The organism is Streptomyces sp. NPDC089424 (assembly GCF_044749345.1).
GTDB lineage: Bacteria > Actinomycetota > Actinomycetes > Streptomycetales > Streptomycetaceae > Streptomyces.
In genome coordinates this window covers 388,576-413,767 of sequence record NZ_JBIVHU010000001.1, presented here as the reverse complement: position 1 = coordinate 413,767, position 25,192 = coordinate 388,576, and the positions used below count along the sequence as shown (strand labels likewise).

Genomic DNA, 25,192 nt, shown 5'->3' with positions numbered 1-25,192 from the left:
CGGCCGGGCCCTAGAATTTCGGCACCCGCCCCGCGCCCGGAGGAGCCCGATGACCACCGTCGACGAACCGGCACGCCACGGCGGGCGGATCCGTGACGCCGCCCGCACCCGGGCCGAGATCCTCGACGTGGCGACGCAGGAGTTCGCCCGGGCCGGCTACGACGGCGCCCGGGTCGACGAGATCGCCGCCCGCACCCGCACGACCAAGCGGATGATCTACTACTACTTCGGCGGCAAGGAGCAATTGTTCACGGCCGTGCTGGAGCGGGCGTACGGCGTGATCCGCGAGGCCGAACAGCAGCTGAAGGTCGAGCATCTGGACCCGGTCGCGGCCATCCGGCGGCTGGCCGAGCTGACCTTCGACCACCACGAGGCGCACCCCGACTTCATCCGCCTGGTGAGCATCGAGAACATCCACGGCGCCGAGCACATCGCGGCCTCCGAGAAGCTGGGGAGGATCGGCTCCCCGGCCCTGGACGTGATCCGCCGGATCCTGGCGTCCGGCCAGGAGTCGGGGCTGTTCACGGCCGACGTGGACGCGGTCGACCTGCACGCGATGATCAGCTCGTTCTGCTTCTTCCGGGTGGCCAACCGGCACACGTTCGGCGCCCTGTTCGGCCGCGACCTGGTGGATCCGGCGCAGCGCGAGCACTACCGGACGATGCTCGGCGACATGGTGATCGCGTATCTCACGGCGGACCGCGCGGCGGGCTGACGGCGGCGCGGTCGGATCTCTTGACAGCGGGGAAGGGCACGCGCACCATCCCTACCCACCGGGACTAACTATCCAGTGGGTTAATTAGCCGAAGTTCCGGCCTGCCCCGCCGCTCACTCCCTCCGCGTGGGAGTTCCCTCCAAGGAGCCGCCGTGTCCGTCCCCACCCCCGCCGCCCCGCCCGGGCAACCGAAGAAGGCCGCGACCGCCGCCTGGATCGGCAGCGCGCTGGAGTACTACGACTTCTTCATCTACGGCAGCGCGGCCGCGCTGATCTTCCCCGAGGTCTTCTTCGACGAGTCCGACCCGGCCACGGCGACGCTGCTCTCGCTGGCCACGTTCGGTGTCGCGTACGCGGCCCGGCCGGTCGGCGCGCTCTTCCTCGGCCACTTCGGCGACCGGCTCGGCCGCAAGAAGATCATGGTCTTCACGCTGATGCTGATGGGTGTCTCGACGTTCCTCATCGGCTGTCTGCCCAGCCGGGACCAGGTCGGCACGCTCGCCCCCGTGCTGCTCGTGCTGTGCCGCGTGCTCCAGGGCATCTCGGCGGCCGGCGAGCAGGCCAGCGCCAACTCCATGACCCTGGAGCACGCGCCGCCCGAGCGGCGGGGCTTCTTCACGAGCTTCACGCTCAGCGGCACCCAGGGCGGGCAGTTGCTGGCCACGCTGGTGTTCCTCCCGGTCGCGGCGCTGCCCGAGGAACACCTCATGTCCTGGGGCTGGCGCGTGCCGTTCTGGCTGAGCGTCGGCGTCGCGGTCGTCGGCTACGTCATCCGGCGCAAGCTGGAGGAGACCCCGGCCTTCGAGCAGCAGGCCGCGGCCGAGGGCGTCGTGAAGCTGCCGCTGGCGGTGCTGCTGCGGGAACACTGGGCGGACGTGCTGCGCGTGGTCGCCGCCGCGCTGATCGCCTCGGTCAGCACCATCTTCACGGTCTGGGCGCTGTCGTACGCCACCAGCGACGCGGTCGGCATGAGCCGCTCCTCCATGCTCTGGGTCGGCGCGCTCGCCAACGTCGTCGCGCTGGCCGCGATCCCCCTGTGGGCCACGCTGTCGGACCGCATCGGCAGGCGCCCGGTGTTCCTGATCGGCGCGGTCGGCAGCGCGGTGACCATGTTCCTGTACCTGTGGTCGATCTCCACCGGCTCCTACCCGCTGATGCTGCTGCTGGGCATCCTCGCCTTCGGCGTCCTCTACAGCGCCGCGAACGGGGTGTGGCCCGCCTTCTACGGCGAGATGTTCGCCACCCGCGTCCGGCTGTCCGGCATGGCGATCGGGACGCAGATCGGCTTCGCGGTGGCGGGCTTCGCGGTCACCTTCGCCGCGCAGATCGCCGGTGACGGAGGCGACGACTGGTTCTCGGTGGCACTGTTCACCGCCGCGCTGTGCGTGCCGCCGGTCGTGGCCGCGCTGTCGGCCCGCGAGACGCACCGGGTGCCGACCGAGGACCTGGGCGTGCGGGGTGCGCGTGAGGCCGCCCGGCCCACGACGGTGACCGCCTGACCGGCCGGCCGGCTCGCCGGAGCCCCCGGGCGCCTCGACGGCGTCCGGGGGCTCCGGCGCGTGCGTGCCCGCGCCGGGGCGTCGGCTTCCGGTCGTTGTCAGTGCCGTGCAGAAGAATGCCGCGAAGAGAGATCAACAACGGCCGTGCCGGGTAGTCGGTCTCGACACCCATCCGCGAAAGGTCCCGATGATGCCGCTCAGCACCGGCCATGCGCACATTCCGCACGACCGCCGTCCGGCCCGGCAGGTCCCCGGTACCCGCCCCGCCGCGTCCGACACCGCGCGCATCATCTCCGACCCCGGTACGCCGGTGTTCGTCACCGTGCACGCCGACGGCCGCCGCCGGTACGGCTACTGGCGGCCGCTCGACCCCGCCACGGGCCGCGGCAGTTGCTACGTCGCGCTGCCCACCGACGAGTGCGACAGCCTGTACGCGGCGGGCCGGATCACCCTCGGCGAGCCGGTCGTCGACCCGTCGAGGACGACCTACCGCGTCCGCGCGGCACGCACTGCGGCCAGGGCACTGCGAGCGGTGCCGGGGCCCGTGCTCGCGGCCTGACCGGATCCGGCGGGCCCGGCGTGCGCCTGCGGCGCCCCGGTCGCGACCTGGCGCCCGGTGGGCCCCGCATGCGTCCGCTCGCGGGTCCTACGGCCACCTGGCGCAACAGCGCACCGTGCGACGTGTGGCCGGGCCGCAGGCTGGTAACCCGCACGTCGGCAGGTCACGTCGGCGGACGGCCGCAGTAGGGAGTGACGATGCAAGCCGAGGCGGGCGGGCAGCAGGCCGACGAGGTCGACCCGAGACGCTGGCGCGCGCTGTGGGTCACGCTGGTGGCCGGATTCATGAGTCTGCTGGACGTGACGATCGTCGCGGTGGCGCTGCCCTCGATGCAGCGCGACCTGGGTGCGACGGCTCCCGCCATCCAGTGGGTGGTCTCCGGATACGCCCTCTCCTTCGCCCTGGTCCTCGTCACGGCGGGCCGCGTCGGTGACACGATCGGCCGACGGCGCATCTTCCTGATCGCCCTGGCCGGATTCGTGCTGTGCAGCGCGGGCGCCGGGGCCGCGCCGTCGATCGAGCTGCTCGTGGTGGCCCGGGTCGCGCAGGGTGTGTGCGCGGGCTGTCTGGCACCGCAGAACTCCGCCCTGATCCAGCAGATGTTCCGGGGCGCCGAGCGGGGCCGGGCCTTCGGCCTGTTCGGCGCCACGGTCGGCATCTCCAGCGCGGTCGGCCCGGTCGTCGGCGGGCTGATCCTGGCCCTGGCCGACGGCCCCGGGGGCTGGCGCTGGATCTTCTACGTCAACGTGCCGATCGGGGCGATCGCGCTGATCCTCGGTGTCCGGCTGCTGCCCCGGGCCGCGCCCTCGGGCGGTCAGCGGCTCGACCTGCCCGGCGTCGCGCTGCTGGGCGCGGGCGTGCTGTCGGTGATGCTCCCCCTGGTGCTCGCGGAGTCGGGCGGCGTCCGCACGCTGTGGTGGCTGTTCCCGGTGGCGGCGGCGTTCCTCGTGGCGTTCGTCCGGTGGGAGCGCCGGGTCGCGGCGCGCCATGGCAGGCCCCTGCTCGATCCCCGGCTGGCCACCTCGACGCGGGGGTACGTCACGGGCGCCGCCATCGCCACGCTGTACTTCGTGGGGTTCAGCGGGGTGTGGCTGGTGTTCGCGCTGTTCTTCCAGGACGGGCTGGGCTACTCGCCCCTGGAGTCCGGGCTCGCGGTGACGCCCTTCGCCATCGGCTCCGCCGTGGCCGCGGCGGTGGCCGGACGGCTGGTGGAGCGGCTGGGCCGGCTGCTGACGGTGTGCGGACTGGCCGCCGTCGTCGTGGGCCTCGGAGGAACGGCGCTGATCCTGCGGTGGGCGCCCGACGGCACGGCGGTGTGGCTCCAGGCCCTGGCACTGCTCCTCGGCGGGATCGGCAGCGGCTGTGTGATCTCGCCCAACGTGACCATGACCCTGCGGGACGTGCCGGTTCCCATGGCGGGGGCGGCGGGCGGCGCCCTGCAGACCGGGCAGCGACTGGGCGGTGCCGTGGGCACGGCGGCCCTGCCGGGCCTGTTCTACATGACGCTCGGCGACGGCGGCATCGGCCACTACCGGTCCGCCGTCGCGTTCGCCGTCGGCTGCGGTGTCCTGCCGGTACTGGGCGCGTTCGCGCTGGCCGTACGGGACTGGCTGCGCGACCACCGGCGGGACGGGCGGGGCTGTCCGGACGAGGTCGCGCACAGCCATACGCACGCCTGCCAGCCCTGAGGCCGCGCCCGGCGACGCGGGGTGGGGCGCACCTCGCGGGCGCGGGACGCCGTCAGGTCTGCCCGAAGGTCTCCGAGACCTGCCGATGGCGCAGTTCCTCCAGCGTGCTCTGCTGGCTCTCGGCCCGCGCGAGCAACTCGTCCAGCTGCCCCGGATCGAGCCGGCGGTCGGCCTCGGCCAGCAGGCGCAGGGTCTGCCAGGCGGCGGCCTTGCCCAGCACCCCGAGGCGCAGGACCTCCAGCTCCACCAGCGACGTCAGCGGTGAGCGGCCCACCAGGCGTCCGTTGCTCTTCAGCCGCCCGACCTTCTCCGCGGCCCAGGCGAGGGACACCTTGTAGTGCCGCACCGGCACGTCGAGCGAGTCCATGATCGCGAGCAGGCTCTCCCGGTCGTCGGCGATCTCCCGGGCGATGGTGCGCAGGGCCGGTCCGGACGGCGACCGCGCGAGGGCTCCGGCGAGCGATCGGGCGCGGTCGCTGCCCGCGGTGGCGCCCGCCAGATGGTCGTTGAGGTAGATGCCCAGCAGGTCGGCGCCGTCCGCGGCGGTGCCGTCCACGGGTGCTGCGTCCGTGTGCGCTCGGTCGTTCATTCGGGTCTCTTCTCGGGCCGGCGGCGGTTCCCGGGCCGATGCCGTCTCGGCCCCGCCGCACCGAGTACCCACCGCCGCGAGTACGCACCGCGCCGCACCGGCCCCGCCCTGGCCCCTCAGCGCCGGGGAGCCCCGTAGGCCCGCTCCACCCGCAGGCGGATCACCAGGCGGCGGTCGCGGACCATGGCGGCGCGGTAGTCGTCCCAGTCCGGGTGCTCGCCGCCGATGTCGCGGTAGAGGCGGACCAGTTCCTCGACCGTGTCGTCGTGCGGGTCCGCGGCGACGGGTGACAGGTCGGCCGTCCCGTCGGCGACGGTGTAGGCACGGTGGTCGTCCGTGGTCACGTGGTAGGAGGCGCGCGGGTCACGGCGCAGGTTGCGGGTCTTGGCGCGGTCGTCGGTGACCGAGATCCGGATGACCCGCTCGTCGGGGTCGTAGGCGTGCACGACGTTCGACAACTGGGGTCGGCCGTCCCGCCGGAGGGTGACCAGCACCCCGCCGTGGCCTTCGGTGAGCAGCTTCAGCAGCGCGTCCTCGTCCATGACTGCCTCAACTCCCGCCGGTCCCGGACCATTCCCGACGCGTAGACACTGTCTACGCGCCGTGGTAGACAGTGTCCATGCCCATGGACGACACCGCATCCGCAGCAGGCCTGCGCTCCCGACTCGTCGACGTCGGCGTCGACCTGGTGACCCGCGAGGGCGCCCAGGCCCTCACCCTGCGCGAGATCGCCCGCAGGGCCGGCGTCTCGCACGGGGCCCCGCGCCGCCACTTCCCCACCCACCTGGAACTGCTGTCGGCCATCGCCCGGCGCGGCTTCACCGCACTCGCCGCGCGCACGACGACGGCCACGGCGACGGACCGGGACCCGCGCGCACGGCTCGGCCGGCTGGCCCTGACCTACCTGGAGTACGCCCGGGAGAACCCCGGCATGTACGAGCTGATGTTCCGTCACGACCTGCTGGAGAGCGGGCACTTGCGCCTGCGGGACACCAGCCTTCCGCTGTTCGGGCTGCTGGTGGAGCTCGTCGGCCAGGTACGCCCCGACGCCGACGCCCGGACCGTCGCCGCCGCCCTGTGGGCCCAACTGCACGGCATCGCCCAGCTGGGGAGCTGGGGCAGCCTGCAACTGGCCGCCGGCACCGAGGACCTCACCCCGCTGCTGCGCACCGCCCTGGAGGCCCACCTCGGCCCCGAAGGCGCGCCGTGAGTCCCCGGCTCGCCCTGGTGAGCAGCGTGGTCGGCGCCATGGTCGTCGCGCTCGACGGCACGGTGCTGACCATCGCGCAGCCCACCCTGCAAAGGGACCTGGACGCGTCGTTCGCGCAGGTCCAGTGGACCAGCACCGGCTATCTGATCGCCGTGGCCGCCCTGCTGGTCCTCGCGGGGCGGCTCGGCGACCGCCACGGCCATCGTCGGCTGTACGCCCTCGGCATGCTCGGCTTCGGTGCCACGTCGGCCGGGATCGGGATGGCGGCCGACGTCGGCTGGGTGATCGGACTGCGGGTCGCGCAGGGCGTCTTCGGGGCGCTGCTGCAGCCCGCCACGCTCGGCATGCTGCGCGCGGCGTTCCCGCCCGACCGGCTGCGCGGGCCCCTCGCCGCGCGGACCGCCGCCATCGGGCTGGCGGCCGCCGCGGGCCCGGTCGCCGGAGGGGCGCTCGTGCAGTGCTTCGGCTGGCGGTCCGTGTTCTTCCTCAACGTCGTCCCGGCCCTGGTCCTCGGCGTGCTCGCGCTCCGCGGCGACGGTCGTGCGGCCCGCGTGCCGGACACCCGGCTGGATCTGCCGGGCGCGACGCTGCTCGCGACGGCCCTCGCCTGCCTGGTGCACGCGCTGGTCACACGGACCGCCGCGACCTGCGTCCTGGCGGTGGTGGCCGCCATGGCGTTCGCCGTCCTCGAACGCCGTTGCGCACACCCCCTGGTGCCCAGGGACGTCATCGGCTCACGCCCCGTCGCCGCCGCGCTCGGGGTGCTCACGGCCGCCTCCGCCGCCCTGTCGGGCACGCTCTTCGCCGCCACCTACGCCCTTCAGCACGCCCTCGGTCTCGATCCGCTGCGCAGCGCGCTGCTCACCCTGCCGCTCGCGACGCTGATGGTGGCGTCGGCGCCCGTGTGCGCGCTGCTGCTGCGCCGGGCGGGCCCCCGCCGAACGGCCGTGGCGGCCATGACCGTTCTCACCGCGGGAATCCTGGTCCTCGCCGCCGCCACCGGTCCGCTCCCCCTCGCCACCGGATTCGCCCTGCTCGGCGCCGGCTTCGGCACGGTCATGGTGACGGGCACTCAGGTCGTCGTGCAGCAGGCACCCGTGGCGTCGGCGGGAGTGGCGGGCGGTCTGCAGCAGACGGCGATGAACGTCGGGCCGGTGCTCGGCGTCGCGGTGGCCGCACCGCTCCTCGGCGCGGGCGGCACGCCGCTGCTCGTCCTCGCCGGCTTCGCCGCGGCCGGTGCGGCGGCGGCTCTCGCGCTGCCGGGTCCCGACCGGACGAAGGGCACGACTCGGGCACGTCCCGATCATCCTGCCGACCCTTCGCGTATTCCTGCGCGACGATGAGGTCTGAGGACGCGCGGGCGGGGTATCCCCGATCCCACCTCGAGGAACGAAAAGCGGAGGCAGGGCGATGGCAGTGCTGCGACAAGAGGTGGACCCAGGCGACGTGGGGCTGGACGCGAAGGCGCTGGACCGCGTCGACCAGTACTTCGCCCATTACGTGGACGAGGGCAGACTGCCCGGCTACCTCGTGTGTGTCGCGCGCGGTGGCCGCGTCGCGCATCTCACCACGCACGGCCACCGTGACGTCGCCGCCGGGCTCCCCGTCGAACCCGACACCCTGTGGCGGATCTACTCGATGACCAAGCCGTTCACCGCGGTCGCCGCGCTGATGCTGGTCGAGGACGGCCGGCTGTCGCTGGACGATCCGGTCGCCCGGCATCTGCCGGCCTTCGCCGACGCGCGGGTCCACGAGAGCGGAACCGGCGCCGACATCCGGACCCGCCCGGCCGAACCGATGCTCGTCCGGCACCTGATGACCCACACCGCGGGTCTGACCTTCGCCTTCTACCACGCGCACCCCGTCGACGCCCTCTACCGCGAGGCCGGTCTGGAGTCGTCGGTGCCGCCGGGCGCCGACCTCGCCGAGACGATCGACGTCTACGCGAGCCTGCCGCTGCAGTTCGACCCGGGCACGCAGTGGAACTACTCCGTCGCCAGCAACGTCCTCGGCCGGATCGTGGAGGTGGTGTCCGGGCAGCCGCTCGACGTGCACCTCGCGGAACGGATCTTCGGCCCGCTCGGGATGCCGGACGCCGGATTCGAGGTCGACGACCGGCAGGCACGGCGGCTGGCCGAGATGTACGGCGAGAAGGAGGACGGCACCGGCATCGAGCCGATCCCCGGACTGCCGCTGAGGGGCCGGCCGCGCTTCCTGTCGGGCAGTGGCGGCATGGTGGCGGGCGCCTACGACATGCACCGCTTCATGGAGCTGCTGCGCCGCCGCGGGGAACTCGACGGGGTACGGCTGCTCACCCCGGGCACCGTCGACATGATGACCTCCAACCAGCTCCCCGGCGGCGCCGACCTGCGCTCCTTCGGCAGCCGCCCGGCCCATGACGAGCCCGGCAACGACGGCGTCGGCTTCGGCTTCGGCGTCTCCGTGGTCATCGACCCGCAGCGCACCCTGGCGCCCGCCGGACTCGGCACGTTCGGCTGGACCGGGGTCGCGACCACCACGTTCTGGGTCGACCCGGGCCGCGACGTGACGGTGCAGTTCATGACGCAGGTGCGCCCGCGGACCTCGCACACCATGTTCCGCGACCTCAAGCAACTCGTCCACGAGGCGATCAAGGACGCGTGAACGGGACCCCCGCGTCGGCGAGTTCGTCCAGCCACCGCTCGGACCGGGCGGCCGTCCCGGCAGCGCGGCTGAGGCCGGGCGGCAGCGAGCCGTCCAGGATGTGCCGGACGCCCACGGCCAGCGGGCGCGAGACACAGCGGGCCATCGCGCTCTCCTCCTCGTCCCCGACCAGGTCGAGGAGGTAGCCGCCCGACCAGGTCCGCCCCGCCGCGCCGCGCACCTCCAGGCGCACGGCGAGCACGACCCGGTCGCGGTCGGTGTCGGTGGTCGGGTGGCGCCGCGCCAACTCCCCCGCGAGCGCGCCGATCCGGGCGTCGTCGCCGGCCCTGAGCTCCTCGAACACCTCCGCCCAGGCCTTCAGCCAGCCCTCAAGACGCAGCGTGCCCCGCACGAAGGTGCGCGGCGTCCAGGCGGCCGGCAGCCCGTACTGGGCGATGAAGGGCACGCTGTCCCGGTTGGGGTAGGCCTCGAAGGTCTCGCCGCCGACGGTGTGCGGCCGCGTCGCCTCCCAGGGCCGTTCCGCCATCCTCGGCGCGCCGTCCTCGATGTAGCGGGCCGGTGAGCGCAGCGCGCCCAGGACCCCGGCGGGCGCCCAGCTGAAGCGGTACCGGAAGTCGTTCGGCACCGCCGGGACGCCACCGCAGTACGAGGTGAGGTGGTACGTCGCCGGGTCCGCGTCGCCGATCGCCGTGCGCGCCCGGGCGACGAGGCCGTGCGCGAAGAGGTGGTCGATCCCCGGGTCGAGGCCCGCCTCGGTGAGGACCGTCAGCCCGGCCCGGCCGGCCGCGGGCACCTGGGCGAGCAGCGCTTCGGAGACGTAGCTGGAGCAGGCGAAATGGGCCCCGTGCGCGACGCAGGCCGCGAGCAGCGCGGCGTGCTCGGACGCGGGCAGCATCGACACGACGACGTCGCCGGGCGCCAGTTCGGCGGCGAGCGCGGGGAGCCCACCGGCGCGGGGCTCGGCGCGGCCGGTGAGGCCCAGCCGGTCCAGGGCCGCGGCGGCGCGCTCCGGGGTGCGGTGCCAGAGCCGTACCCGCTCGGCGGTGTCGCACAGCATGGCGGGCCCGCTGCCGGTGGACAGTCCCGCGCCGACCCAGTGGACGGTGCCGCTCGCGGGAACGCGCGCTTCGGTCACCTCAGGACTCCCTCTCCTCGACGTCCCCTCCGGCGAGCGCCGCCCGGAACCGGTCACGGCAGCGGCCCCACGCCCCGCCCGTCCAGAAGTCGAGCAGCTGGGGCGTGAGCGCCGCCGAGAAGTCGGTGCTGGACTCCTTCGGCAGCAGGGACGGCAGGTTGTCGATGGCGATCAGGTCGAGCTCGGGCTCCTTGCGCAGTCGCCGTACGGACTCGGCCCAGTCGGTGACGCGGTCGTAGACCGGAAGCACGTTGAGGGGCGAGCCGACGTCGCAGGTGACGTCGCAGACCGTGCGCAGCCGCCGGGCGGGGTCGTCGAGGTCCCGCTCGCGCAGGAACGGGGGAACCGGCGTGGTGGCGAGCACGGCGTTGACCAGGAGGTCGTGGCCCAGCAGGGCCGGCCGGTCCAGGGCGCGGGTCTCGGCGAGGTCCCAGCAGGTGGGGTCCACCCCCGCGGTCCGCAGGGCGACGCGCGCGCCCCGTCCGCTGCGGCCCAGGGCGCCGATGACGAGCGCCGTGACGTCCGGGTCCCCGGCGGCGGGACGCAGGGTCTCGTCCAGCTCCTCCTTGGCGGTGGGGGTCAGCGGGGCGGTGAGCCGGCCGCGGTGCTGCAGGACGGCGAGGGCGGCGCCCAGGTAGCCGGCCCAGAACCCGAACGCGGCCAGCCGGCGGCCGTCGTCGTCGACCAGGTACTCCAGGTCGAGCAGGGTGCCGCCGCCCGCGGTGAAGCGGCGCAGCAGGTCCGCGGCGCCGGGCTGGCCCTTGTAGGCGTGGCCGAAGTAGATGTGCTGGTGCGTCAGGGCGTGCGGCCGGTCGGGGAGTTCCTTGAGGCCGAGGATCACCGTGCCGGGCGGCGCCGAGGCCCAGGAGTCCGGGGCCGCGACGCGGCAGCCGGCCGCCGCGTACTCCTCGACGGGGAACACCCGTTGGGGCGACTCCTCGACCGTGACGGTGATCCCGCTCCCGGTCAGCCGGGCGGCGTCGGCGGGCACGATCGGCGTGCGGCGTTCGGTTCGGCGGGTCTCGTGGCGCAGCCACAGGTGCAGCTCGGTCATACGAGGTTGGCCTCCGGGCGCGGGGCGTCGGCCGCGAAGCGGTCGGCGCTCAGGGGGCGGACGTCCACGAAGGGTACGTGGCCGAGATACAGGTCGCGCACGACCTCGCCCACGGCCGGCCCCTGGAGGAAGCCATGCCCGGAGAAGCCCGTCGCGTACAGGAAGCGGGACGGTGAGGAGGCCTCGCCGATCAGCGCGTTGTGGTCCGGGGTGATCTCGTACAGGCCCGCCCAGCCGCCGGTGCGGCGCAGGTCGAGCAGGGCCGGGGCGCGCCGGGCCATGGCCTCGCACAGGCCGGGGATCCAGCGGTCGTGGGTGTCGGTGGCGAAGCCCGGGGTCTCGTCCGGGTCGGACATGCCGACGAGCAGACCGGGACCCTCGGCGTGGAAGTAGAGGCTGGTGCCGAAGTCGATGGTCATGGGGAGGCTCGGCGGCAGGCCGGGGACCGGTTCGGTGACCGCGATCTGCCGGCGCAGCGGCTCCACCGGCAGGTCGACGCCGACCGTCGCGGCGACCTGTCCCGACCAGGCGCCGGCCGCGCAGATCACCGTGTCGGTGGCGATCCGGCCCTTGCTGGTCATGACGGCGGTGATGGTGTCGCCGCGCAGTTCGATGCCGGTGAGCGCGCAGTGCCGCAGGACGGTCGCGCCGTGGCGGCGGGCGGTGGCCGCGTAGCCGTGGACGACGGCCTCGGGGGTGCAGTGGCCGTCGTCGGGCGACCAGGCGGCGGCCAGCAGTCCGTCGGTGGTGATCAGCGGCGACAGGCGGGCGGCCTCGTCCGGGCCGATCAGCCGGCTGGGCACGCCGAGGTCGTTCTGCCGCCGCACGCCCGCCTCGAAGGCCGCGACCTGCTCGGGCGTCGACAGCAGGAAGAGGTACCCGACCCGGTGCAGGCCGATGTCGTACCCGGTGTCCCGCTCGAAGCGGCCGAACGCCTCCAGACTGCGCGCGCCTAGCTGGATGTTGAGCTCGTCGGAGAACTGCGCCCGCACCCCGCCCGCCGCCTTCGAGGTGGAACCGCAGGCCAGTTCGCCACGCTCGACCAGAACCACGTCGGGGACGCCGGCACGCGCCAGGTGACAGGCGATGCTGGTACCCGTCACACCGCCGCCCACGACGACGACCGAGGCTCGTTCCACCACGCGGTACTCCTTCGGGCGGGGGTGGCCCCGGCACGTGCGCCGGGGCTGCTCTCCCGTATCCCCCTTCTGTCCGGTCAGGACACTTCCCGCTCCGGGTCAGGACCAGTGCGCGACCGCGTCCAGGTGCGGCAGATGGTGGTCCAGCCGCTCCCGCTTCGTCCGCAGATACGTGATGTTGTTCTCGCACGGCGGGATCAGCAGCGGCACCTGCTCGGCGACCGTGATGCCGTGCCGCAGCAGGGCCTCACGCTTGCGCGGGTTGTTCGACATGAGTCGCACCGAGGACACCCCGAGGTCGCGCAGGATCTCCGCGGCGACACCGTAGTCGCGGGCGTCCACCGGCAGGCCGAGCGCCAGGTTGGCCTCGACGGTGTCCAGCCCCTCCGCCTGCAGGGCCATCGCGCGCAGCTTGGCGAGCAGGCCGATGCCGCGGCCCTCGTGCCCTCTCAAGTAGACGACCACGCCGCTGCCTTCGGCGGCGACGGCCCGCAGGGCGGCGGCGAGCTGGTCGCCGCATTCGCAGTGCTGGGAGCCGAAGGCGTCGCCGGTGAGGCACTCCGAGTGCAGCCGGGTGAGCACGCCCTCGGCGCCGATGTCGCCGTACACCAGGGCCACTTGTTCGTCGCCGCGGTCGTGGTCGAGGTAGCCGACCGCCCGGAATTGCCCGTACACCGTGGGGAGTGGCGCATTCACGATGCGTTCCACGCCGGTGCGCTGCGCCGGCTTCGTACCGATGACGCCGATGTTTTCTGTCATGATCTGTTTCCTAAGCAGAGACGAAAGGCCGTGAAGAAATGAGTGGTTCGGAAATACGGTCGGCTGGATCCGGCGCGGTGCGGCACGGTCTGCTGCCCGGGGACACCACGGAGGACGTACGGAAGCGGGGCGCCGAAGTCTCACGGCAGGTCGCCGTCCTTCCCGTGGGCAGTTTCGAACAGCACGGGCCCTTCCTGCCGTTGGCGACCGACACGCTCATCGCCTGCGCCGTCGCGCGAGAGATCGCCGACACGTACCCGGTGCACCTCCTTCCTCCGGTGACGATCTCCTGCTCGCACGAGCACGCGGCCTGGCCGGGGACCGTCAGCATCTCCTCCGTGACCCTGCACGCGGTGGTACGGGACATAGCCGAGTCGCTCCGCCGCTCGGGCGTCGAGGCGCTGGTCCTCGTCAACGGGCACGGGGGCAACTATGTCCTCGGAAACGTCGTTCAGGAATCCTCCGCGCGTGGTGAGCGAATGGCGTTGTTCCCGGCCGCGGAGGACTGGGAGACGGCTCGGGAGCGGGCCGGGGTGCGGACCTCGCTGCTCACCGACATGCACGCGGGGGAAATCGAGACCTCCATCCTTCTGCACTCTCATCCGGAATTGGTGAGGCCCGGTCATGAGAGCACCGATTTCGTGGCGGACGACCGGCGTCATCTGCTCAGCCTGGGAATGTCCGCCTACACCGATTCGGGTGTCATCGGCCGTCCTTCGCTCGGGGATGCGGAAAAGGGCAAGGTGCTGCTGGCGAGCCTGGCGGAATCGTTCGGGGCGTATTTCTCGCTGCTCTCGGGCGACGCGCGGTAGCCCCGACGCTCGCGCGTGCCCGGGTACCAGCGGGCGACGAGGACGAGGACGCCGGGCAGACTCGCCACGAGGCTCAGCACGCCGTAGACCACCGCGACGGCCAGTCCGTCGCCGGTGCCGAGCCCGGCGGCGCCGAACGCCCAGGCGGTGACGCCCTCGCGCGGCCCCCAGCCGCCGACGTTGAGCGGCAGGCTCATCGCGAGCAGCGCGAGCACGGCGAGGGGCAGCAGTACGACCGCGGAGGCGTCGGTGCCGGTGACCCGGGCGGCGAGCAGGAACATCGCCACGTAGCCCGCGAGGACCACGACGGAGGAGCCGATGACGCCCGGTCCGTTGCGCCGGGACAGCAGGGCGGCGCGGGCCTCGTCGATCAGGGCGCGGCGCCGGCGGGCGGCCGGGGTCCGCCTGCCGCGCAGGGCGAGGCCGATCGCGAGGGCGCCGGCCGCGGCGGGCGTCAGCAGCAGGGCGATGTGGCGGGTCTCGTCGAGCACCGGGGACGGGACGGTCAACAGGACCGCCACCCCGGCCACGGCCAGCACCACTTGGCCCGCGGTCCTCTCCAGCACCACCGAGCGGACGCCGCGGCCGAGGTCACCGGCGCTCCGCCCGTGCCGCACCGCCCGGTGCACGTCGCCGAGGACGCCGCCGGGGAGGGCGGCGTTGAGGAACAGGGCGCGGTAGTAGTCGGCCAGCGCCGGTCCGAGCGGCAGCCGGATGTGCAGGCTGCGCGCCACCACCTGCCAGCGCCAGGCGCTGAACGCGGTGGTCACCAGGCCGATGCCGAGCGCCGCGAGCAGCGTGAGCGCGTCGATCCGCCGCAGCCCGTCCAGGAGGACCCCGGTCCCCACCCGCCACATCAGAACAGCGAGGATCACGACACCGGCGAGGGTGCCGAGGTGCCGGCGCAGGGCCCGGGCACGCGACGACGCGCGAGCCGAGGTCGCGGGCGCTGGCGCGGAGCCGCTCGCCCCGTGCGCGTTCTCCTCGGGGGCGCTCGCCGCCGGGACATACAAGGTGGGGGCGCCTGCCCCCGGGACAACCGCCGTCGGGACGCTCGCTGTCGGGGCCGTCATGGGGTGCCGTTCGTGGGGTGGGGCAGTGCCAGGAGGTCGTTGTGGTGGACGGTGACGCGCAACTCGCCCGCGGCGCAGGCCGCGAGGCGGGCGGCGAGGTACTTGCCGGCCGGTTCCGCGAGGTCGGGCCGCTCCTCGACGGCCGCGCCGACCCAGCCGCGCAGCCACTGCGCGGTCAGCTCGGCCTCGTCCGGGCCGAGCCGCCAGGGACTGGGCCGGACGTGCACCGTCGCGCCGCGCTCGGCGAAGGCGTCGCACGCCGCGCCGACCGCGTCCGGGCCGAGGAGGCCGCCCCGGCGCTGGTGCGCGTTGAACGCCTCGGTGATCTGCGCGTCGAGCGGGTCCCCTGGGGTGAGTTCGACGCGGCCGGCCACGGAGAGGGTGAGCAGCGCCGGGCAGCCGGCCCCGGCGCAGGCGGCGGCGAGGGTGTCGACCTCCTCGCGGGTCAGGACGTCGAGCAGCGCGGACGCGGTGACCAGCGAGGCCCCGGCCAGGGCGTCCGGGGTGAGACGGGCGACGTCGCCGCGCCGGGTCTCGACAGTGACGCGGCTGCCGTCGGCTCCGGAGCGCGGGGAGGCCACGGCGGCGAAGTGCAGGAGGTAGGGGTCGCGGTCGTGCAGGATCCAGTGCTGGGCGCCGTCGAGCCGGGGCGCGAGCCAGCGTCCCATCGAGCCGGTGCCGCAGCCCAGGTCGTGCACGGCGGCCCCGCCGGAGCGCGTCGGCATGTTCGCCAGCCGGGTGCGCAGCGGGTCGAGCAGGTCGTTCGCCCGCGCGGCCGCGTCTGCGCCCTCCCGCAGCTCCAGCCACTCGGGGGCGTAGCGCGGCTGTTCGTCCCCGGGGTCCGCCTCCCGCAGCCGCAGCGTGGGACGCTCCCCGGGGCGGGGGCCGGTGGGGCCGGCGCCCGGTATGACGGTGACCGGGCCGGGTGCGGCCTCCTCGGCGGACGCGGCGTCCGGCGCGGTCCTCGTGCCGGGTCGTCCGGGCACCGCATCGGTGCTCCCCGTGTCGTGTGCAGCCGCTGTCGTTCCGCTCATGCCGCCCTCCGGGGTTCGCTGGGAAGCCGGCTCAGGACGCCGGCCAGGTGCTTCGCGGTCGTCGCCCAGCCGTCGAGCGCGGCACGCCGGCCCCGGGCGGCCGACTTCAGACGGCGGCGTACGTCGGCCTCGCCGAACCAGTGGCGCAGCTCGGCGGCGAGCGCGGCGGGGTCCTCCGGCGGGACGAGGATGCCGGGGACGCCGCCGTCGGGGGCGCGGCCGAGCGCCTCGGGGATGCCCCCGACGTCCGTGGCCAGCACCGGGATGCCGCGCGCGAGTGCTTCGGTGACCGCCATGCCGTAGGTCTCGGCGTAGGAGGCGAGGACCATCAGGTCGGCGGCGGCGTAGCTGGCGTCGAGGCCGGCGCCGGACCGGGGGCCGGCGAGCTCGACGCGGTCCTGGAGGCCGTGCCGCGCGATCAGTTGCCGCAGGTGCGCCACGTACTCGGGGTCCTGGCCGAGACCGCCGACGCACACGCAGCTCCAGGGCAGGTCGCTCACCCCGGCGAGGGCCTCGACCAGCCGGTGCTGTCCCTTGCGCGGGGTGACGGCGGCGACGCACAGCAGGCGGGAGACGCCGTCGGTGCCGGAGGCGAGGGGGGCGATGTCGGCGCCGGGGGCGGCCACATGGACACGGTCGGGGGCCAGTCCGTGATGGGCGACGAGCCGGCGGACCGCCCAGTCGCTGGTGGCGATCACGGCACCGACGGCCCGCAGGACCGCGCGTTCCTTGGCGTCGAGCTCGGCGGCCACCGCGGGGTCGAGCCCCGTCTCGTCGCCGAGTGGCAGGTGCACCAGGACGGCGAGCCGCAGCCGTTCGGCCTCGGGCACCACGATCTCCGGTACGCCGCAGGCGACCAGCCCGTCGAGCAGCACCACCGCGCCGTCCGGCAGGTCGCGCAGCGTGCGGGCGAGTTCGGTGCGGGCGGCCGCGCCCGGCCGGGGCCAGGAGCCGTCCACCGGCTGCTTGTGGGCCCGCCAGCCGAAGCCGGGCAGGTCCAGGCAGACCCGCCGGTCGTAGGCGTTGCCGCCGCTGGGTGCGGCCGGGTCGTCGACGCCGCCCGGCATGACGAAGTGCACGGTGCGCAGGGACATGGGGACGATCTCGCCGTTCCTGGGGGCCGCCTGGGCGGGCACGAGGGAGAGCTTCTCCACGGTCGTGTCGGTCACAGGGCACGCTCGTAGGCGGCCCAGGCGACGTGCGACTCGTGCAGAGTGACCGTGATCCCCGCGAGCCCCTTCGCCCCCTCCCCCAGCGCGCCCTTGTGCACGCGCTCGGCGAGCCGGTCGGCGATGACCTTCGCCAGGAACTCGGTGGAGGTGTTGATCCCGGCGAAGTCGGGCTCGTTGTCGAGGTTGCGGTAGTTCAGCTCGCTGACCACGGCGCCGAGTTCCCGGGTGGCAAGTCCGATGTCGACGACGATGTTGTCGTCGTCCAGCTGCTCGCGCCGGAACGTGGCGTCCACCAGGAACGTCGCTCCGTGCAGGCGCTGCGCGGGGCCGAAGACCTCGCCGCGGAAGCTGTGGGCGATCATGATGTGATCGCGGACGGTGACACTGAACAACGGACGACCCTCCAGGTGCGGGGCATGGATGCCGAGTAGTACGGCTCGTGTCCTTCCCATGTTCAGCGGCTCGTACCTCTTTTCTGAGGTCAGGCGCTTTCGGGGTACCGCACCCGGTGGCAGAGCGCCGGGATCTGGCCGGAGGCGAGCCGGGGCAGCACGTCCGGGAGTTCCTCGAAGGCGCACTCCCCGGTGACGAGCGCGTCGAGCGCGGGGTCGGCGAGCAGGTCGAGGGCCAGACCGAGCCGGTCGGCGTACGTCCGGCCAGGGCGGGCCGGGGAGACGGTGCCCACCTGGCTGCTGCGGATCGTCAGCCGCCGGGAGTGGAAGGCCTCGCCGAGCGGGAGGGCGACGCGCCGGTCCCCGTACCAGCTGAGTTCGATCACCGTGCCCTCGGGTGCGAGGAGTTCCAGCGACCGGGAAAGGCCCTGCTCGGTCGCGCTGGCGTGCACGACGAGGTCGCAGTCGCCGAGCGCGTCGTCGGGCGCGGCGAAATCGACGCCGAGCGCCTCGGCCACGCCGGCGCGGGCGGGGTCGGCGTCGACCAACTGCACCCGTACGCCGGGGAAGCGGGCCAGCAGCGCGGCCACCGAGCAGCCGACCATGCCGCCACCGACCACGGCGATCCGGTCGCCGACCAGGGGCGCCGCGTCCCAGAGGGCGTTGACGGCGGTCTCCACGGTGCCGGCGAGGACCGCGCGGTGGGCGGGCACGTGCTCCGGTACGGGGGTCACGGCGGCCGCGGGGACGACGTACCGGGTCTGATGCGGGTAGAGGCAGAAGACGGTACGGCCGGCCAGTTCGGCCGGGCCCTCCTCCACCACGCCGACGTTGAGGTAGCCGTACTTCACCGGCGCCGGGAAGTCGCCCTCCTGGAACGGCGCCCGCATGGCCGTGTGCTGGCTCCGCGGGACCCCGCCCCGGAAGACCAGCGTCTCCGTGCCACGGCTGACGCCGGACCAGAGGGAGCGGACCAGCACCTCGCCCTCGGCGGGCTCCGGAAGCTCGACGTCCCGGATCTCTCCCCGCCCCGGGGAGCTGAGCCAGAACGCCCGTGCGGCGCGGATCATCGGCGTTCCTCCTGAACGATCGGCAGGTGGTGCACGTACGGAGGTGTGCACAGGCCGCGCACAGTACGCGGCATGATCGACTCTGTCACCTGGCCGGAGGATGTGCGGTGGCCCTGAACAACACTTTTGACGCGAGGCTGGTCCAGCAGGAGACCGCGGTGGGCGCGGGCGTGCAGGTCCTGCTGCTGGCCGTGCTCGGATCGGCGATCGGACTGGGACCGGCGGGCTGGCTCACCGGGCTCGCCTTCGCGATCGCCAGCTGGGCGGTGCTCTCGCGGGCCCTGCACCGGTCCGGACTGAGGTCGTTCGGCCCGGCCAACCGGGTCACCCTCGGCCGGGCCACGCTGGTCGGCGGGGTGACCGCGCTGGTCGCCGACTCCTTCGAGAGCGCGCCGCCGGTCACGCTGCTGGTCGCCCTGACGTCGGTGGCGCTGATCCTCGACGGGGTGGACGGGAAGGTCGCGCGGCGCACGGGCACGTCGTCGGCGCTCGGGGCACGCTTCGACATGGAGGTCGACGCGTTCCTCATCCTCGTCCTGAGCGTCTACGTCTCGATGTCGCTGGGTCCGTGGGTGCTGCTGATCGGCGGCATGCGCTACGCGTTCGTCGCCGCGGCCCGCTTCCAGCCGTGGCTGAACGCCCCCCTGCCGCCCAGCACGGCCCGCAAGACGGTGGCCGCGGCGCAAGGGGTCTTCCTCCTCGCGGCGGGCGCGGACCTGCTCCCGTGGGCGGCCAACGCGGCGGTCGTGGGGCTGGCGCTGGGCCTGCTGATGTGGTCCTTCGGCCGCGACGTGCTGTGGCTGTGGCGGACGTCCCGGGACGCACGGCCGGCCGGGGCTCCGACCGAAGAGGCGTCGCCGGTGGGCCCGGAGCGGGCCGTGGAGGCGCCTTCCGGGACGGTCGGCGAGGCGGCGCAGGGCGTGCGAGCCGAGCAGGCGGGGCGGGTTCTGGAGCCGATCGCCGGGTGAAAGCGCGGCCGGTCATGGCCGACGCGGCGTGCGGGGCGGGATCGCCGACGCGAGCCTGTCACCTGGCGGAGTCCGTCGGCACGGACCACCGCTAGCATGTTCGAGGCTGCCTGCCTCACGTCCGGTCTCATCGCGGCACGGCCGACGGCCGCAACGGCTGTCGTCCGACCACGACCGCACGTGGGCAGGGCACAGACACAGCGCGACAGGCCCGACCTGACCGCTTCACAGCTCCGACCAAGGCTCGCCCGTGCCCGCGTCCGCGCGCATCGTCCCGATGGGAGTCCCCCGCCATGGCCGACAGCACCTCCGACAGACCGGTCCCGACGCCCCCACCGCCGCCGCCGTACCCGCCCGCGCCGCAGGCCGCTCACTGGCAGCCCGGCCCCTCGGCTCCCCGGCAACGCGGCCGGGGCCTCCTCATCACGGTCGCCGTCGCCTGCAGCGTTGTCGCCGGGCTGCTGGCCGGTGGTGGCGCCACCTGGTGGGTGCTGAAGTCGAAGGACGACGGAAACGCCATGGCGCACGTCGAGATCCTGGGCGGCAAGTCCGTCGTCAAGGAGGACCCCTCCGACCTCGGCGGCTGCGACGACACCGACGAGTTCACGTACAACGACTGCGACCCGGCCACGGAGACCTACGAGTTCGCGTACAAGATCACGAACGACGGGGACGACCCCGCCAACTACTCGGTCGTCGTCAACGCCTTCGACAAGGACGGGGAGTTCGTGGCGCAGACCTACATCGGCGCCACGCATGTGGAACCCGGCAAGACCGATTCGGACGAGGGCGAGTTCAACGAGTACAGCACGCTGGAGGACGGCAGGGATCTGTCCGACATAGCCAGCGTGAAGACGGGCCACGTCGAACGCGTCGCCTTGGCCAACTGACGCGACCGCACCGGGGTTCCGCACACGCGACCATGTCCTCGCCGTGACGTCGCTTCGCGCGGTTCCCTCGTGCCGCGTACAGGCGCCCTCCCACACGCGCACAGCGCTCGCCTGTGCACCCGCGCCCCGTGTCTGAAGGCGGCGCCTGTCCCGTGACGAGGCGCTAGGGTTGCGCCTCAAGGGGAGGGCAGAGTGGCCGTTTCGCCGCTCGCCGAATCAACGCGCGGAGACGGCACCCGGGGCCCGCGCCCCACAGCTCGGCCGGCCGCGGAAGAGTCTGGGGGAACGCGCCATGACAGACGCGCCGACGCACGCCGCCGACACCGACACGGACGAGGCCGACGACTCCGCCGACCGGAAGGTCGTCGAGCAGGAGCAGGCGGCGATCAAGGACTTCGTCAAGGGCCTGAGCGCGGACGACATCAAGTCGGGCAACTGGTTCACCAAGCTCGCCGCTCATGCCATGAACTCGTACACCGAGAAGGTCGACTGGCAGTACTTCCAGGACCGGTACGCGGGCGTGCCCGCGGACGCCGTCGTCGACCAGCGGATCAAGATGGCGGCTCGCTACGCCGCCCTCGAAGGCGGGCTCTCCGCAGGGGCCTACACGGCGACCGTCGCCGCCACCATCGGAAGCCTCGGGGGTGCCTCGGCGGCGACCGTCCCCGCGGCCGTGGCGACCATGATGGTCGACGTCGCGTTCATCACCCAGCTCCAGCTCCGCCTGGCCTACGACGTCTCCGTGCTCTACCGGGTCCCGCTCGATGTGAACGACCCCGAGGACCTGTGGAAGCTCATCCGCGTGGCCTTCACCATCAAGAGCGGGGAAGCGGCCAACAAGACCGTGGTCAAAGCGGTCCCCGCCCTGGTGCGACCGTTGGTCAAGCGCTTCTACTCAGGATCGGTACTCACGGCCGGGAAAGCGCTCCCCGTCGTCGGAAAGCACCTCCTGCAGCGCAACGTCATCAAGATCGGTATTCCCCTGGTCGGCGTCCCCCTCGCCGTCCTGCTGAACCGCTACACCACGCTGCTCGCGGGCAGGCACGCACGCGCCGTGTTCCGGAACGAGGCGCGGGTGATCGAACTCGCCGAAGCGTTGAGCGGGCGCAGTCGGCACCCGCAGTTGATGCTGTGGGTCGCATGGCTCGTCATCAGGGCGAACACCAAGATCGCCGACGACGAGGCGCTGCTGATGCGTCACCTGGTGAGGCTGGTCCGGGAGCGGCACGAGGTGGTCGACGAGCAGCTCGCGCACGTCGTCGACATCAACCCGGACGAGGTCTGGAGGCGCGTGGAGGCCGAGCCGGGCGACCTCGATGATGTCGTCGACGCCGCGGAGCTGGTCGCCACCGTGGACGGTGACGTCGACTCCCGCGAGAAGGCCGTCCTCGCGGAGCTCCGGGAGCGGTGCCGCCGCGGCTGACCCCGTCATGCATCACCGCTCGCACGCCACTCCCCCGCCCGGCCCGACGTCCGTCCGGCGCGGCTGTTCGTCGCGTGATCTGCCCTGACACATGGGCCACGACAAGGCATCGTGCGAGGAGTCACTGCCGCAGCAGGCGATCGAGAGCGGGCGGCTTCCTGCCGTGGTACCCGCACCTCGCCTCCGTCCTCCTGGTGACCGAGGGCGCGCCGGCACCAGGACTTGCGACCCGCGGGCCGGCCGGGGTCAGTCGTCGGTGTTCAGGGCGGTGAGCAGTAGGGGCAGTGAGGCGTGGAGTTCGCGTTGCCAGTAGGCCCAGGTGTGGGTGCCGGGGCCGTAGAAGTGGGTGGTGACGTGCCGGGCGCCGACGCGCTTCAGTTCGGCGGCCAGGGCGTGGTTCTGGCGGTTGAAGTCGGCCTCCAGGGGGTTCGTCGCGCCCGGGGGGTCGAGGGGGCCCGCGGTGCCGTCGCCGCAGGAGAGGTAGACGGGCAGGGACTTGAGGCGCTTCGCCAGGTGGTACGGGTCGTGGGACTGCCAGATGCGGCGCTGGGCCACCGGGTCGCCCCAGATCCGCAGGGGGTCGTTGCCCTGGCCGGCGAACAGGCCCATGATCCGGTCGACCGACTCCTGGTTGAGCAGCGGGTGCGCCGAACCGGAGTACGCGGCGGTCGCCTTGAACATGCCCGGGTGCCGGGCGGCGTAGAGCAGGGCGCCCTGGCCGCCCATCGACAGGCCGGCGACGACGCGGTCGCGGCCGGCGCCCCAGTCGCTCTCCAGGAGCCGTCGCAGTTCCACCGTGTGGAAGGTCTCCCACGCGGGGTCGCCGCCCTCGCCGTGGTTCCACCAGTCGGTGTACCAGCCGTTCCAGCCGGCCTCCGGCATCACCACCAGGACGTCGCGCAGGCTGTCGGTCTCGGCGACGTCGGTCATGCGGGTCCATGACGTGTAGTCCCCGCAGCAGCCGTGCAGCAGCCAGAGAGTCGGCCAGTGGCGGCGCCGGTCGTCGGGGTTCCAGCCGTCGGGGGTGAGGAGGCGCACCTTCACGGTGCGGCCCCCCAGGGCGGTCGACCGCACCGACAGGTCGACCTGCCGGTCCGCGACCTGGGTGACCGCCACGACCTCGGCGCCCGCGGAGTGCGCGGCGCCGGCCGGCGCGGGAACGGGTGCGGTGGCGAGCGTCGGCGCGGCCGGCGCGACGGTCGCCAGCAGCACGGCGAGAACGAGCAGGACTCGGGAACGAAGGGGGGTCAGGACGGCGGTCACGGTCGTGATCACGGCGGCTCCCTGCGGTGTGCCTCGCTGCTGCCCGGACAGATCGACGAAGCGGCTGTGGAGCATGGTGCCATCGAACGGGGCCGGGCGGGAGACGGACCGTCGGCCACCGACGCCCCGTCTCCCGCCCGGTCGCTCAGCCCTTCTGCTCCACGCGGACCCAGTCCACCTCCGCCTGCACTCCCCCGCCCGCGATCCGGTCCACGCTCGACTGGGGCAGGCCCCAGTAGGGGGTGGTGACCTGGTTCCAGCCGGCGGGGTAGGCGCCGCCGAGGGCGAGGTTCAGGATGACGTACTGGTGGTGGTCGAAGACCCACTGGCCGCGCGTCGACTCCAGCTTGTTGCGGCTCGTCTCCTGGACCAGGCGGTCGTCGACGAAGAACTTCATGCCGGTCGGCGTCCACTCCACCGCGTAGGTGTGCCACTGGTCGGCGCGGCCGCCGTTCGGATACACCTGCCGGGCACCGATGTTGCCGTCGGCGGAGTAGCCGGGGCCGTGCAGGGCGGTGCTGGTCCAGTCCGCGTAGCCGACGTTCTCCATGATGTCGGTCTCGCCGGAGGCGGGCCAGGAGACCGTGGGGTCGTCGACGTTGCTGCCCAGCAGCCAGAAGGCGGGCCAGAAGCCGTCGCCGATGGGGAGCTTCATACGGGCGCTCACCCTGCCGTACGTGAAGTCGAACCTGGTGTGGGTGTCGATGCGGCCGGAGGTGAAGTCGTAGGTGCCGCCGCCCGCCTGGGTGCAGCCCTTGCAGTACTTGGCCCGCAGCACCAGCGCGCCGTTCTCCTGGCGGACGGTGTCCGGGGAGTCGACGTACGCCTGGGACTCGCCGTTCACCGGGCCCATCTCCGTGCCCGTACGGACCACCCGCCACTTGGCGCGGTCCAGCGAGGCCGACGTGAAGTCGTCGAAGAAGGTGGTGCGGTACGCGCCGGACGGGTCGCCCGGCAGCGCCGGGTACGCCGCGGCGGCCGAGCCGCCCGTGCCCCAGACCTGGAACTCGTAGAGGGAGTAGCCGAACTGGGCCGTGTGCGGGGCGGGGTTGTGGAACGAGCGGCGTTCCTTGCCGAGCATGCGCACGTAGCGGCCGGTGGCGGGCGAGGGGAGACGGACCGAGTCGTGGCGGCCGGTCGCCTCGCCCGGGGACTTCACGTCCGCGCGGCGGGCCGCGACCTCGGCGGCCGTGGGGCGGTACACCGTGCGCCAGGTGCGGTTGTCGTCCGAGACCTGGAGCTCGTAGTCGACGGCGTAGGCGGCCTCCCAGTAGAGGTCGACGGTGTCGATGGTCGATGTCGCGCCGAGGTCGACCGAGACCCAGCGGCTCGCGTTCCAGTCGCCGGCCCAGCGGCTGACGTCCGCCTTCAGGTCGGCGGGCCATCCGCCGTCCGTGACGAAGGCGGGTGAGTTGCCCGCGTGCTGGTAGAAGTTCGCGTAGGCCGGGTGGTGGAGGGCCAGGTTGGTGCGCGTGGTGGAGGCGGGGGCCGGTTCGCCGCCGTAGACCTTGAAGGAGAACAGGGAGTAGCCCCAGGCGGTGGCGCGCTCGACGCCGCGCATGCGGACGTAGCGGGCCGTCACTTCCTGCGGGTACGTGTGGGCCGTGACCGAGCCGCCCGTGCCGGCCGTCTCCGTGTAGAACGGGGTCCAGTCGGTGCCGTTGCGTGAGGCCTCCAGGACGTACCGCTTGCCGTACGCCGCCTCCCAGTCGAGGACGACCCGGTCGACGCGGATCGTCGAGCCGAGGTCGACGCGGATCCAGGCGTCGTCGGCGAAGTCGCTCGACCAGCGGGTGCCGCCGTTGCCGTCGAAGGCGAGGCCCGGGGCGGTGCCTCCGTTCTCGCTGCCGGAGGCCGTGACGGAGGACGGGGCTGCCGCGTAGGCGGAAGCGGCCCGGTCGGTGTCCCAGGCCGCCGCGGCCGAGGGCCCGGCGGCGGCCGGTGCGGTGAGTCCTGGTCCGGCGCAGAGCAGGGCGACGGCCGTCAACGCGGTCACGAGGACACGGGGGGTGCGGGGGGTGCGGAGCTGCATGCGGGTCTCCTTGGCAAGGTTGTCGTGCACCTGACATACCTTCGGGCATACCTGACACGTGCGTGCAGTCGTT

The 25,192-nt window shown here is 73.4% G+C and carries 23 protein-coding genes and 1 pseudogene; 11 read left to right on the top strand and 13 right to left on the bottom strand.

Annotated elements, in window-relative coordinates; all coding sequences use genetic code 11:
- The first annotated feature begins 49 nt into the window (after positions 1–49).
- From ACIP2X_RS01705 to ACIP2X_RS01690, 4 genes are all read left to right on the top strand, one after another.
- Positions 50–715: a TetR family transcriptional regulator gene (locus ACIP2X_RS01705; RefSeq protein ID WP_401666100.1), complete on the top strand. Its 666-nt coding sequence runs from the start codon at positions 50–52 to the stop codon at positions 713–715.
- Positions 716–867: 152 nt separating this feature from the next.
- Positions 868–2,214, top strand: a complete 1,347-nt coding sequence (locus ACIP2X_RS01700; protein ID WP_401666098.1) for an MFS transporter — start codon at positions 868–870, stop codon at positions 2,212–2,214.
- A gap of 190 nt (positions 2,215–2,404) precedes the next feature.
- The gene (locus tag ACIP2X_RS01695) at positions 2,405–2,773 is read left to right on the top strand and encodes a hypothetical protein (protein ID WP_401666096.1); all 369 of its coding nucleotides are present in this window, start codon (positions 2,405–2,407) and stop codon (positions 2,771–2,773) included.
- Positions 2,774–2,970: 197 nt separating this feature from the next.
- Positions 2,971–4,461 carry an MFS transporter gene (locus tag ACIP2X_RS01690; RefSeq protein ID WP_401666094.1) on the top strand — a complete coding sequence of 497 codons (1,491 nt, stop codon included), beginning with the start codon at positions 2,971–2,973 and terminating at the stop codon, positions 4,459–4,461.
- A gap of 52 nt (positions 4,462–4,513) precedes the next feature.
- Here ACIP2X_RS01690 and ACIP2X_RS01685 read toward each other — a convergent pair whose 3' ends face one another.
- Together ACIP2X_RS01685 and ACIP2X_RS01680 are read right to left on the bottom strand one after the other, a co-directional pair.
- Positions 4,514–5,050: a hypothetical protein gene (locus tag ACIP2X_RS01685; protein WP_401666092.1), complete on the bottom strand. Its 537-nt coding sequence runs from the start codon at positions 5,048–5,050 to the stop codon at positions 4,514–4,516.
- 116 nt (positions 5,051–5,166) lie between these two features.
- A complete protein-coding gene (locus ACIP2X_RS01680) occupies positions 5,167–5,592 on the bottom strand; it encodes a PPOX class F420-dependent oxidoreductase (protein WP_401666090.1) in 426 nt (141 codons plus the stop codon).
- 83 nt (positions 5,593–5,675) lie between these two features.
- Between ACIP2X_RS01680 and ACIP2X_RS01675 the strand changes: the two genes are divergently transcribed.
- The 3 genes from ACIP2X_RS01675 (at position 5,676) to ACIP2X_RS01665 (ending at position 8,903) form a co-directional block, all read left to right on the top strand.
- Entirely contained in the window at positions 5,676–6,260 is a 585-nt protein-coding gene (locus tag ACIP2X_RS01675; RefSeq protein WP_401668774.1) for a TetR/AcrR family transcriptional regulator, read from the top strand.
- Positions 6,257–7,603, top strand: coding sequence for an MFS transporter (locus ACIP2X_RS01670; protein ID WP_401666088.1), 1,347 nt, complete (start codon positions 6,257–6,259; stop codon positions 7,601–7,603). The genes ACIP2X_RS01675 and ACIP2X_RS01670 overlap by 4 nt, the downstream gene beginning before the upstream one ends.
- Positions 7,604–7,670: 67 nt before the next feature.
- Entirely contained in the window at positions 7,671–8,903 is a 1,233-nt protein-coding gene (locus ACIP2X_RS01665) for a serine hydrolase domain-containing protein (protein ID WP_401666085.1), read from the top strand.
- On the opposite strand, the gene ACIP2X_RS01660 is transcribed toward ACIP2X_RS01665, so the two are convergent.
- From ACIP2X_RS01660 to ribA, 4 genes are all read right to left on the bottom strand, one after another.
- The gene (locus tag ACIP2X_RS01660; RefSeq protein WP_401666083.1) at positions 8,890–10,038 is read right to left on the bottom strand and encodes a saccharopine dehydrogenase family protein; all 1,149 of its coding nucleotides are present in this window, start codon (positions 10,036–10,038) and stop codon (positions 8,890–8,892) included. The genes ACIP2X_RS01665 and ACIP2X_RS01660 overlap by 14 nt on opposite strands.
- A 1-nt stretch (position 10,039) precedes the next feature.
- On the bottom strand, positions 10,040–11,092 hold the full coding sequence (locus ACIP2X_RS01655; RefSeq protein WP_401666081.1) for a saccharopine dehydrogenase: 1,053 nt from the start codon (positions 11,090–11,092) through the stop codon (positions 10,040–10,042).
- Complete coding sequence (locus tag ACIP2X_RS01650) at positions 11,089–12,234, bottom strand: NAD(P)/FAD-dependent oxidoreductase (protein WP_401666079.1); 1,146 nt, start codon at positions 12,232–12,234, stop codon at positions 11,089–11,091. Before ACIP2X_RS01650 ends, ACIP2X_RS01655 begins: the two co-directional genes overlap by 4 nt.
- Positions 12,235–12,330: 96 nt before the next feature.
- Positions 12,331–12,990, bottom strand: a complete 660-nt coding sequence (gene ribA, locus ACIP2X_RS01645) for a GTP cyclohydrolase II (RefSeq protein WP_401666077.1) — start codon at positions 12,988–12,990, stop codon at positions 12,331–12,333.
- 38 nt (positions 12,991–13,028) lie between these two features.
- Between ribA and ACIP2X_RS01640 the strand changes: the two genes are divergently transcribed.
- Complete coding sequence (locus ACIP2X_RS01640; RefSeq protein WP_401666075.1) at positions 13,029–13,802, top strand: creatininase family protein; 774 nt, start codon at positions 13,029–13,031, stop codon at positions 13,800–13,802.
- 110 nt (positions 13,803–13,912) lie between these two features.
- Here the strand turns inward: ACIP2X_RS01640 and ACIP2X_RS01635 are convergent.
- The 5 genes and pseudogenes from ACIP2X_RS01635 to ACIP2X_RS01615 form a co-directional block, all read right to left on the bottom strand.
- A pseudogene (locus tag ACIP2X_RS01635) lies at positions 13,913–14,659 on the bottom strand (YbhN family protein); the annotation flags it as partial.
- Positions 14,660–14,871: 212 nt separating this feature from the next.
- Complete coding sequence (locus ACIP2X_RS01630; protein ID WP_401666073.1) at positions 14,872–15,909, bottom strand: hypothetical protein; 1,038 nt, start codon at positions 15,907–15,909, stop codon at positions 14,872–14,874.
- Positions 15,906–17,078 (bottom strand): glycosyltransferase family 4 protein, encoded by a 1,173-nt coding sequence (locus ACIP2X_RS01625; protein ID WP_401666071.1) that lies wholly within the window; start codon positions 17,076–17,078, stop codon positions 15,906–15,908. The genes ACIP2X_RS01630 and ACIP2X_RS01625 overlap by 4 nt, the downstream gene beginning before the upstream one ends.
- Positions 17,075–17,473, bottom strand: coding sequence for a 6-pyruvoyl trahydropterin synthase family protein (locus ACIP2X_RS01620; RefSeq protein WP_401666069.1), 399 nt, complete (start codon positions 17,471–17,473; stop codon positions 17,075–17,077). Before ACIP2X_RS01620 ends, ACIP2X_RS01625 begins: the two co-directional genes overlap by 4 nt.
- 89 nt (positions 17,474–17,562) lie before the next feature.
- Complete coding sequence (locus ACIP2X_RS01615; RefSeq protein ID WP_401666067.1) at positions 17,563–18,543, bottom strand: zinc-binding alcohol dehydrogenase; 981 nt, start codon at positions 18,541–18,543, stop codon at positions 17,563–17,565.
- A 107-nt stretch (positions 18,544–18,650) separates the two neighbouring features.
- On the opposite strand from ACIP2X_RS01615, the gene ACIP2X_RS01610 reads away from it, so the two are divergent.
- The 3 genes from ACIP2X_RS01610 to ACIP2X_RS01600 all read left to right on the top strand — a co-directional run bounded on the left by ACIP2X_RS01610 (position 18,651) and on the right by ACIP2X_RS01600 (position 21,824).
- A complete protein-coding gene (locus ACIP2X_RS01610) occupies positions 18,651–19,511 on the top strand; it encodes a CDP-alcohol phosphatidyltransferase family protein (protein WP_401666065.1) in 861 nt (286 codons plus the stop codon).
- Between the two features lie 293 nt (positions 19,512–19,804).
- Entirely contained in the window at positions 19,805–20,401 is a 597-nt protein-coding gene (locus ACIP2X_RS01605; protein ID WP_401666063.1) for a hypothetical protein, read from the top strand.
- Between the two features lie 292 nt (positions 20,402–20,693).
- Positions 20,694–21,824, top strand: coding sequence for a hypothetical protein (locus tag ACIP2X_RS01600; RefSeq protein WP_401666061.1), 1,131 nt, complete (start codon positions 20,694–20,696; stop codon positions 21,822–21,824).
- Positions 21,825–22,070: 246 nt separating this feature from the next.
- Here the strand turns inward: ACIP2X_RS01600 and ACIP2X_RS01595 are convergent, their stop codons facing one another.
- Together ACIP2X_RS01595 and ACIP2X_RS01590 are read right to left on the bottom strand one after the other, a co-directional pair.
- Complete coding sequence (locus ACIP2X_RS01595) at positions 22,071–23,162, bottom strand: alpha/beta hydrolase (RefSeq protein ID WP_401666059.1); 1,092 nt, start codon at positions 23,160–23,162, stop codon at positions 22,071–22,073.
- 70 nt (positions 23,163–23,232) lie between these two features.
- Positions 23,233–25,119 carry a discoidin domain-containing protein gene (locus ACIP2X_RS01590; protein ID WP_401668772.1) on the bottom strand — a complete coding sequence of 629 codons (1,887 nt, stop codon included), beginning with the start codon at positions 25,117–25,119 and terminating at the stop codon, positions 23,233–23,235.
- Positions 25,120–25,192: the final 73 nt, after the last annotated feature.

Coding starts and splice junctions, on each gene's coding strand:
- ACIP2X_RS01705 (WP_401666100.1), top strand. CDS start 50: ATGACCACCGTCGACGAACCGGCACGCCACGGCGGGCGGATCCGTGAC.
- ACIP2X_RS01695 (WP_401666096.1), top strand. CDS start 2,405: ATGCCGCTCAGCACCGGCCATGCGCACATTCCGCACGACCGCCGTCCG.
- ACIP2X_RS01690 (WP_401666094.1), top strand. CDS start 2,971: ATGCAAGCCGAGGCGGGCGGGCAGCAGGCCGACGAGGTCGACCCGAGA.
- ACIP2X_RS01685 (WP_401666092.1), bottom strand. CDS start 5,050: ATGAACGACCGAGCGCACACGGACGCAGCACCCGTGGACGGCACCGCC.
- ACIP2X_RS01680 (WP_401666090.1), bottom strand. CDS start 5,592: ATGGACGAGGACGCGCTGCTGAAGCTGCTCACCGAAGGCCACGGCGGG.
- ACIP2X_RS01675 (WP_401668774.1), top strand. CDS start 5,676: ATGGACGACACCGCATCCGCAGCAGGCCTGCGCTCCCGACTCGTCGAC.
- ACIP2X_RS01665 (WP_401666085.1), top strand. CDS start 7,671: ATGGCAGTGCTGCGACAAGAGGTGGACCCAGGCGACGTGGGGCTGGAC.
- ACIP2X_RS01655 (WP_401666081.1), bottom strand. CDS start 11,092: ATGACCGAGCTGCACCTGTGGCTGCGCCACGAGACCCGCCGAACCGAA.
- ribA (WP_401666077.1), bottom strand. CDS start 12,990: ATGACAGAAAACATCGGCGTCATCGGTACGAAGCCGGCGCAGCGCACC.
- ACIP2X_RS01640 (WP_401666075.1), top strand. CDS start 13,029: ATGAGTGGTTCGGAAATACGGTCGGCTGGATCCGGCGCGGTGCGGCAC.
- ACIP2X_RS01630 (WP_401666073.1), bottom strand. CDS start 15,909: ATGAGCGGAACGACAGCGGCTGCACACGACACGGGGAGCACCGATGCG.
- ACIP2X_RS01615 (WP_401666067.1), bottom strand. CDS start 18,543: ATGATCCGCGCCGCACGGGCGTTCTGGCTCAGCTCCCCGGGGCGGGGA.
- ACIP2X_RS01605 (WP_401666063.1), top strand. CDS start 19,805: ATGGCCGACAGCACCTCCGACAGACCGGTCCCGACGCCCCCACCGCCG.
- ACIP2X_RS01600 (WP_401666061.1), top strand. CDS start 20,694: ATGACAGACGCGCCGACGCACGCCGCCGACACCGACACGGACGAGGCC.
- ACIP2X_RS01595 (WP_401666059.1), bottom strand. CDS start 23,162: ATGCTCCACAGCCGCTTCGTCGATCTGTCCGGGCAGCAGCGAGGCACA.
- ACIP2X_RS01590 (WP_401668772.1), bottom strand. CDS start 25,119: ATGCAGCTCCGCACCCCCCGCACCCCCCGTGTCCTCGTGACCGCGTTG.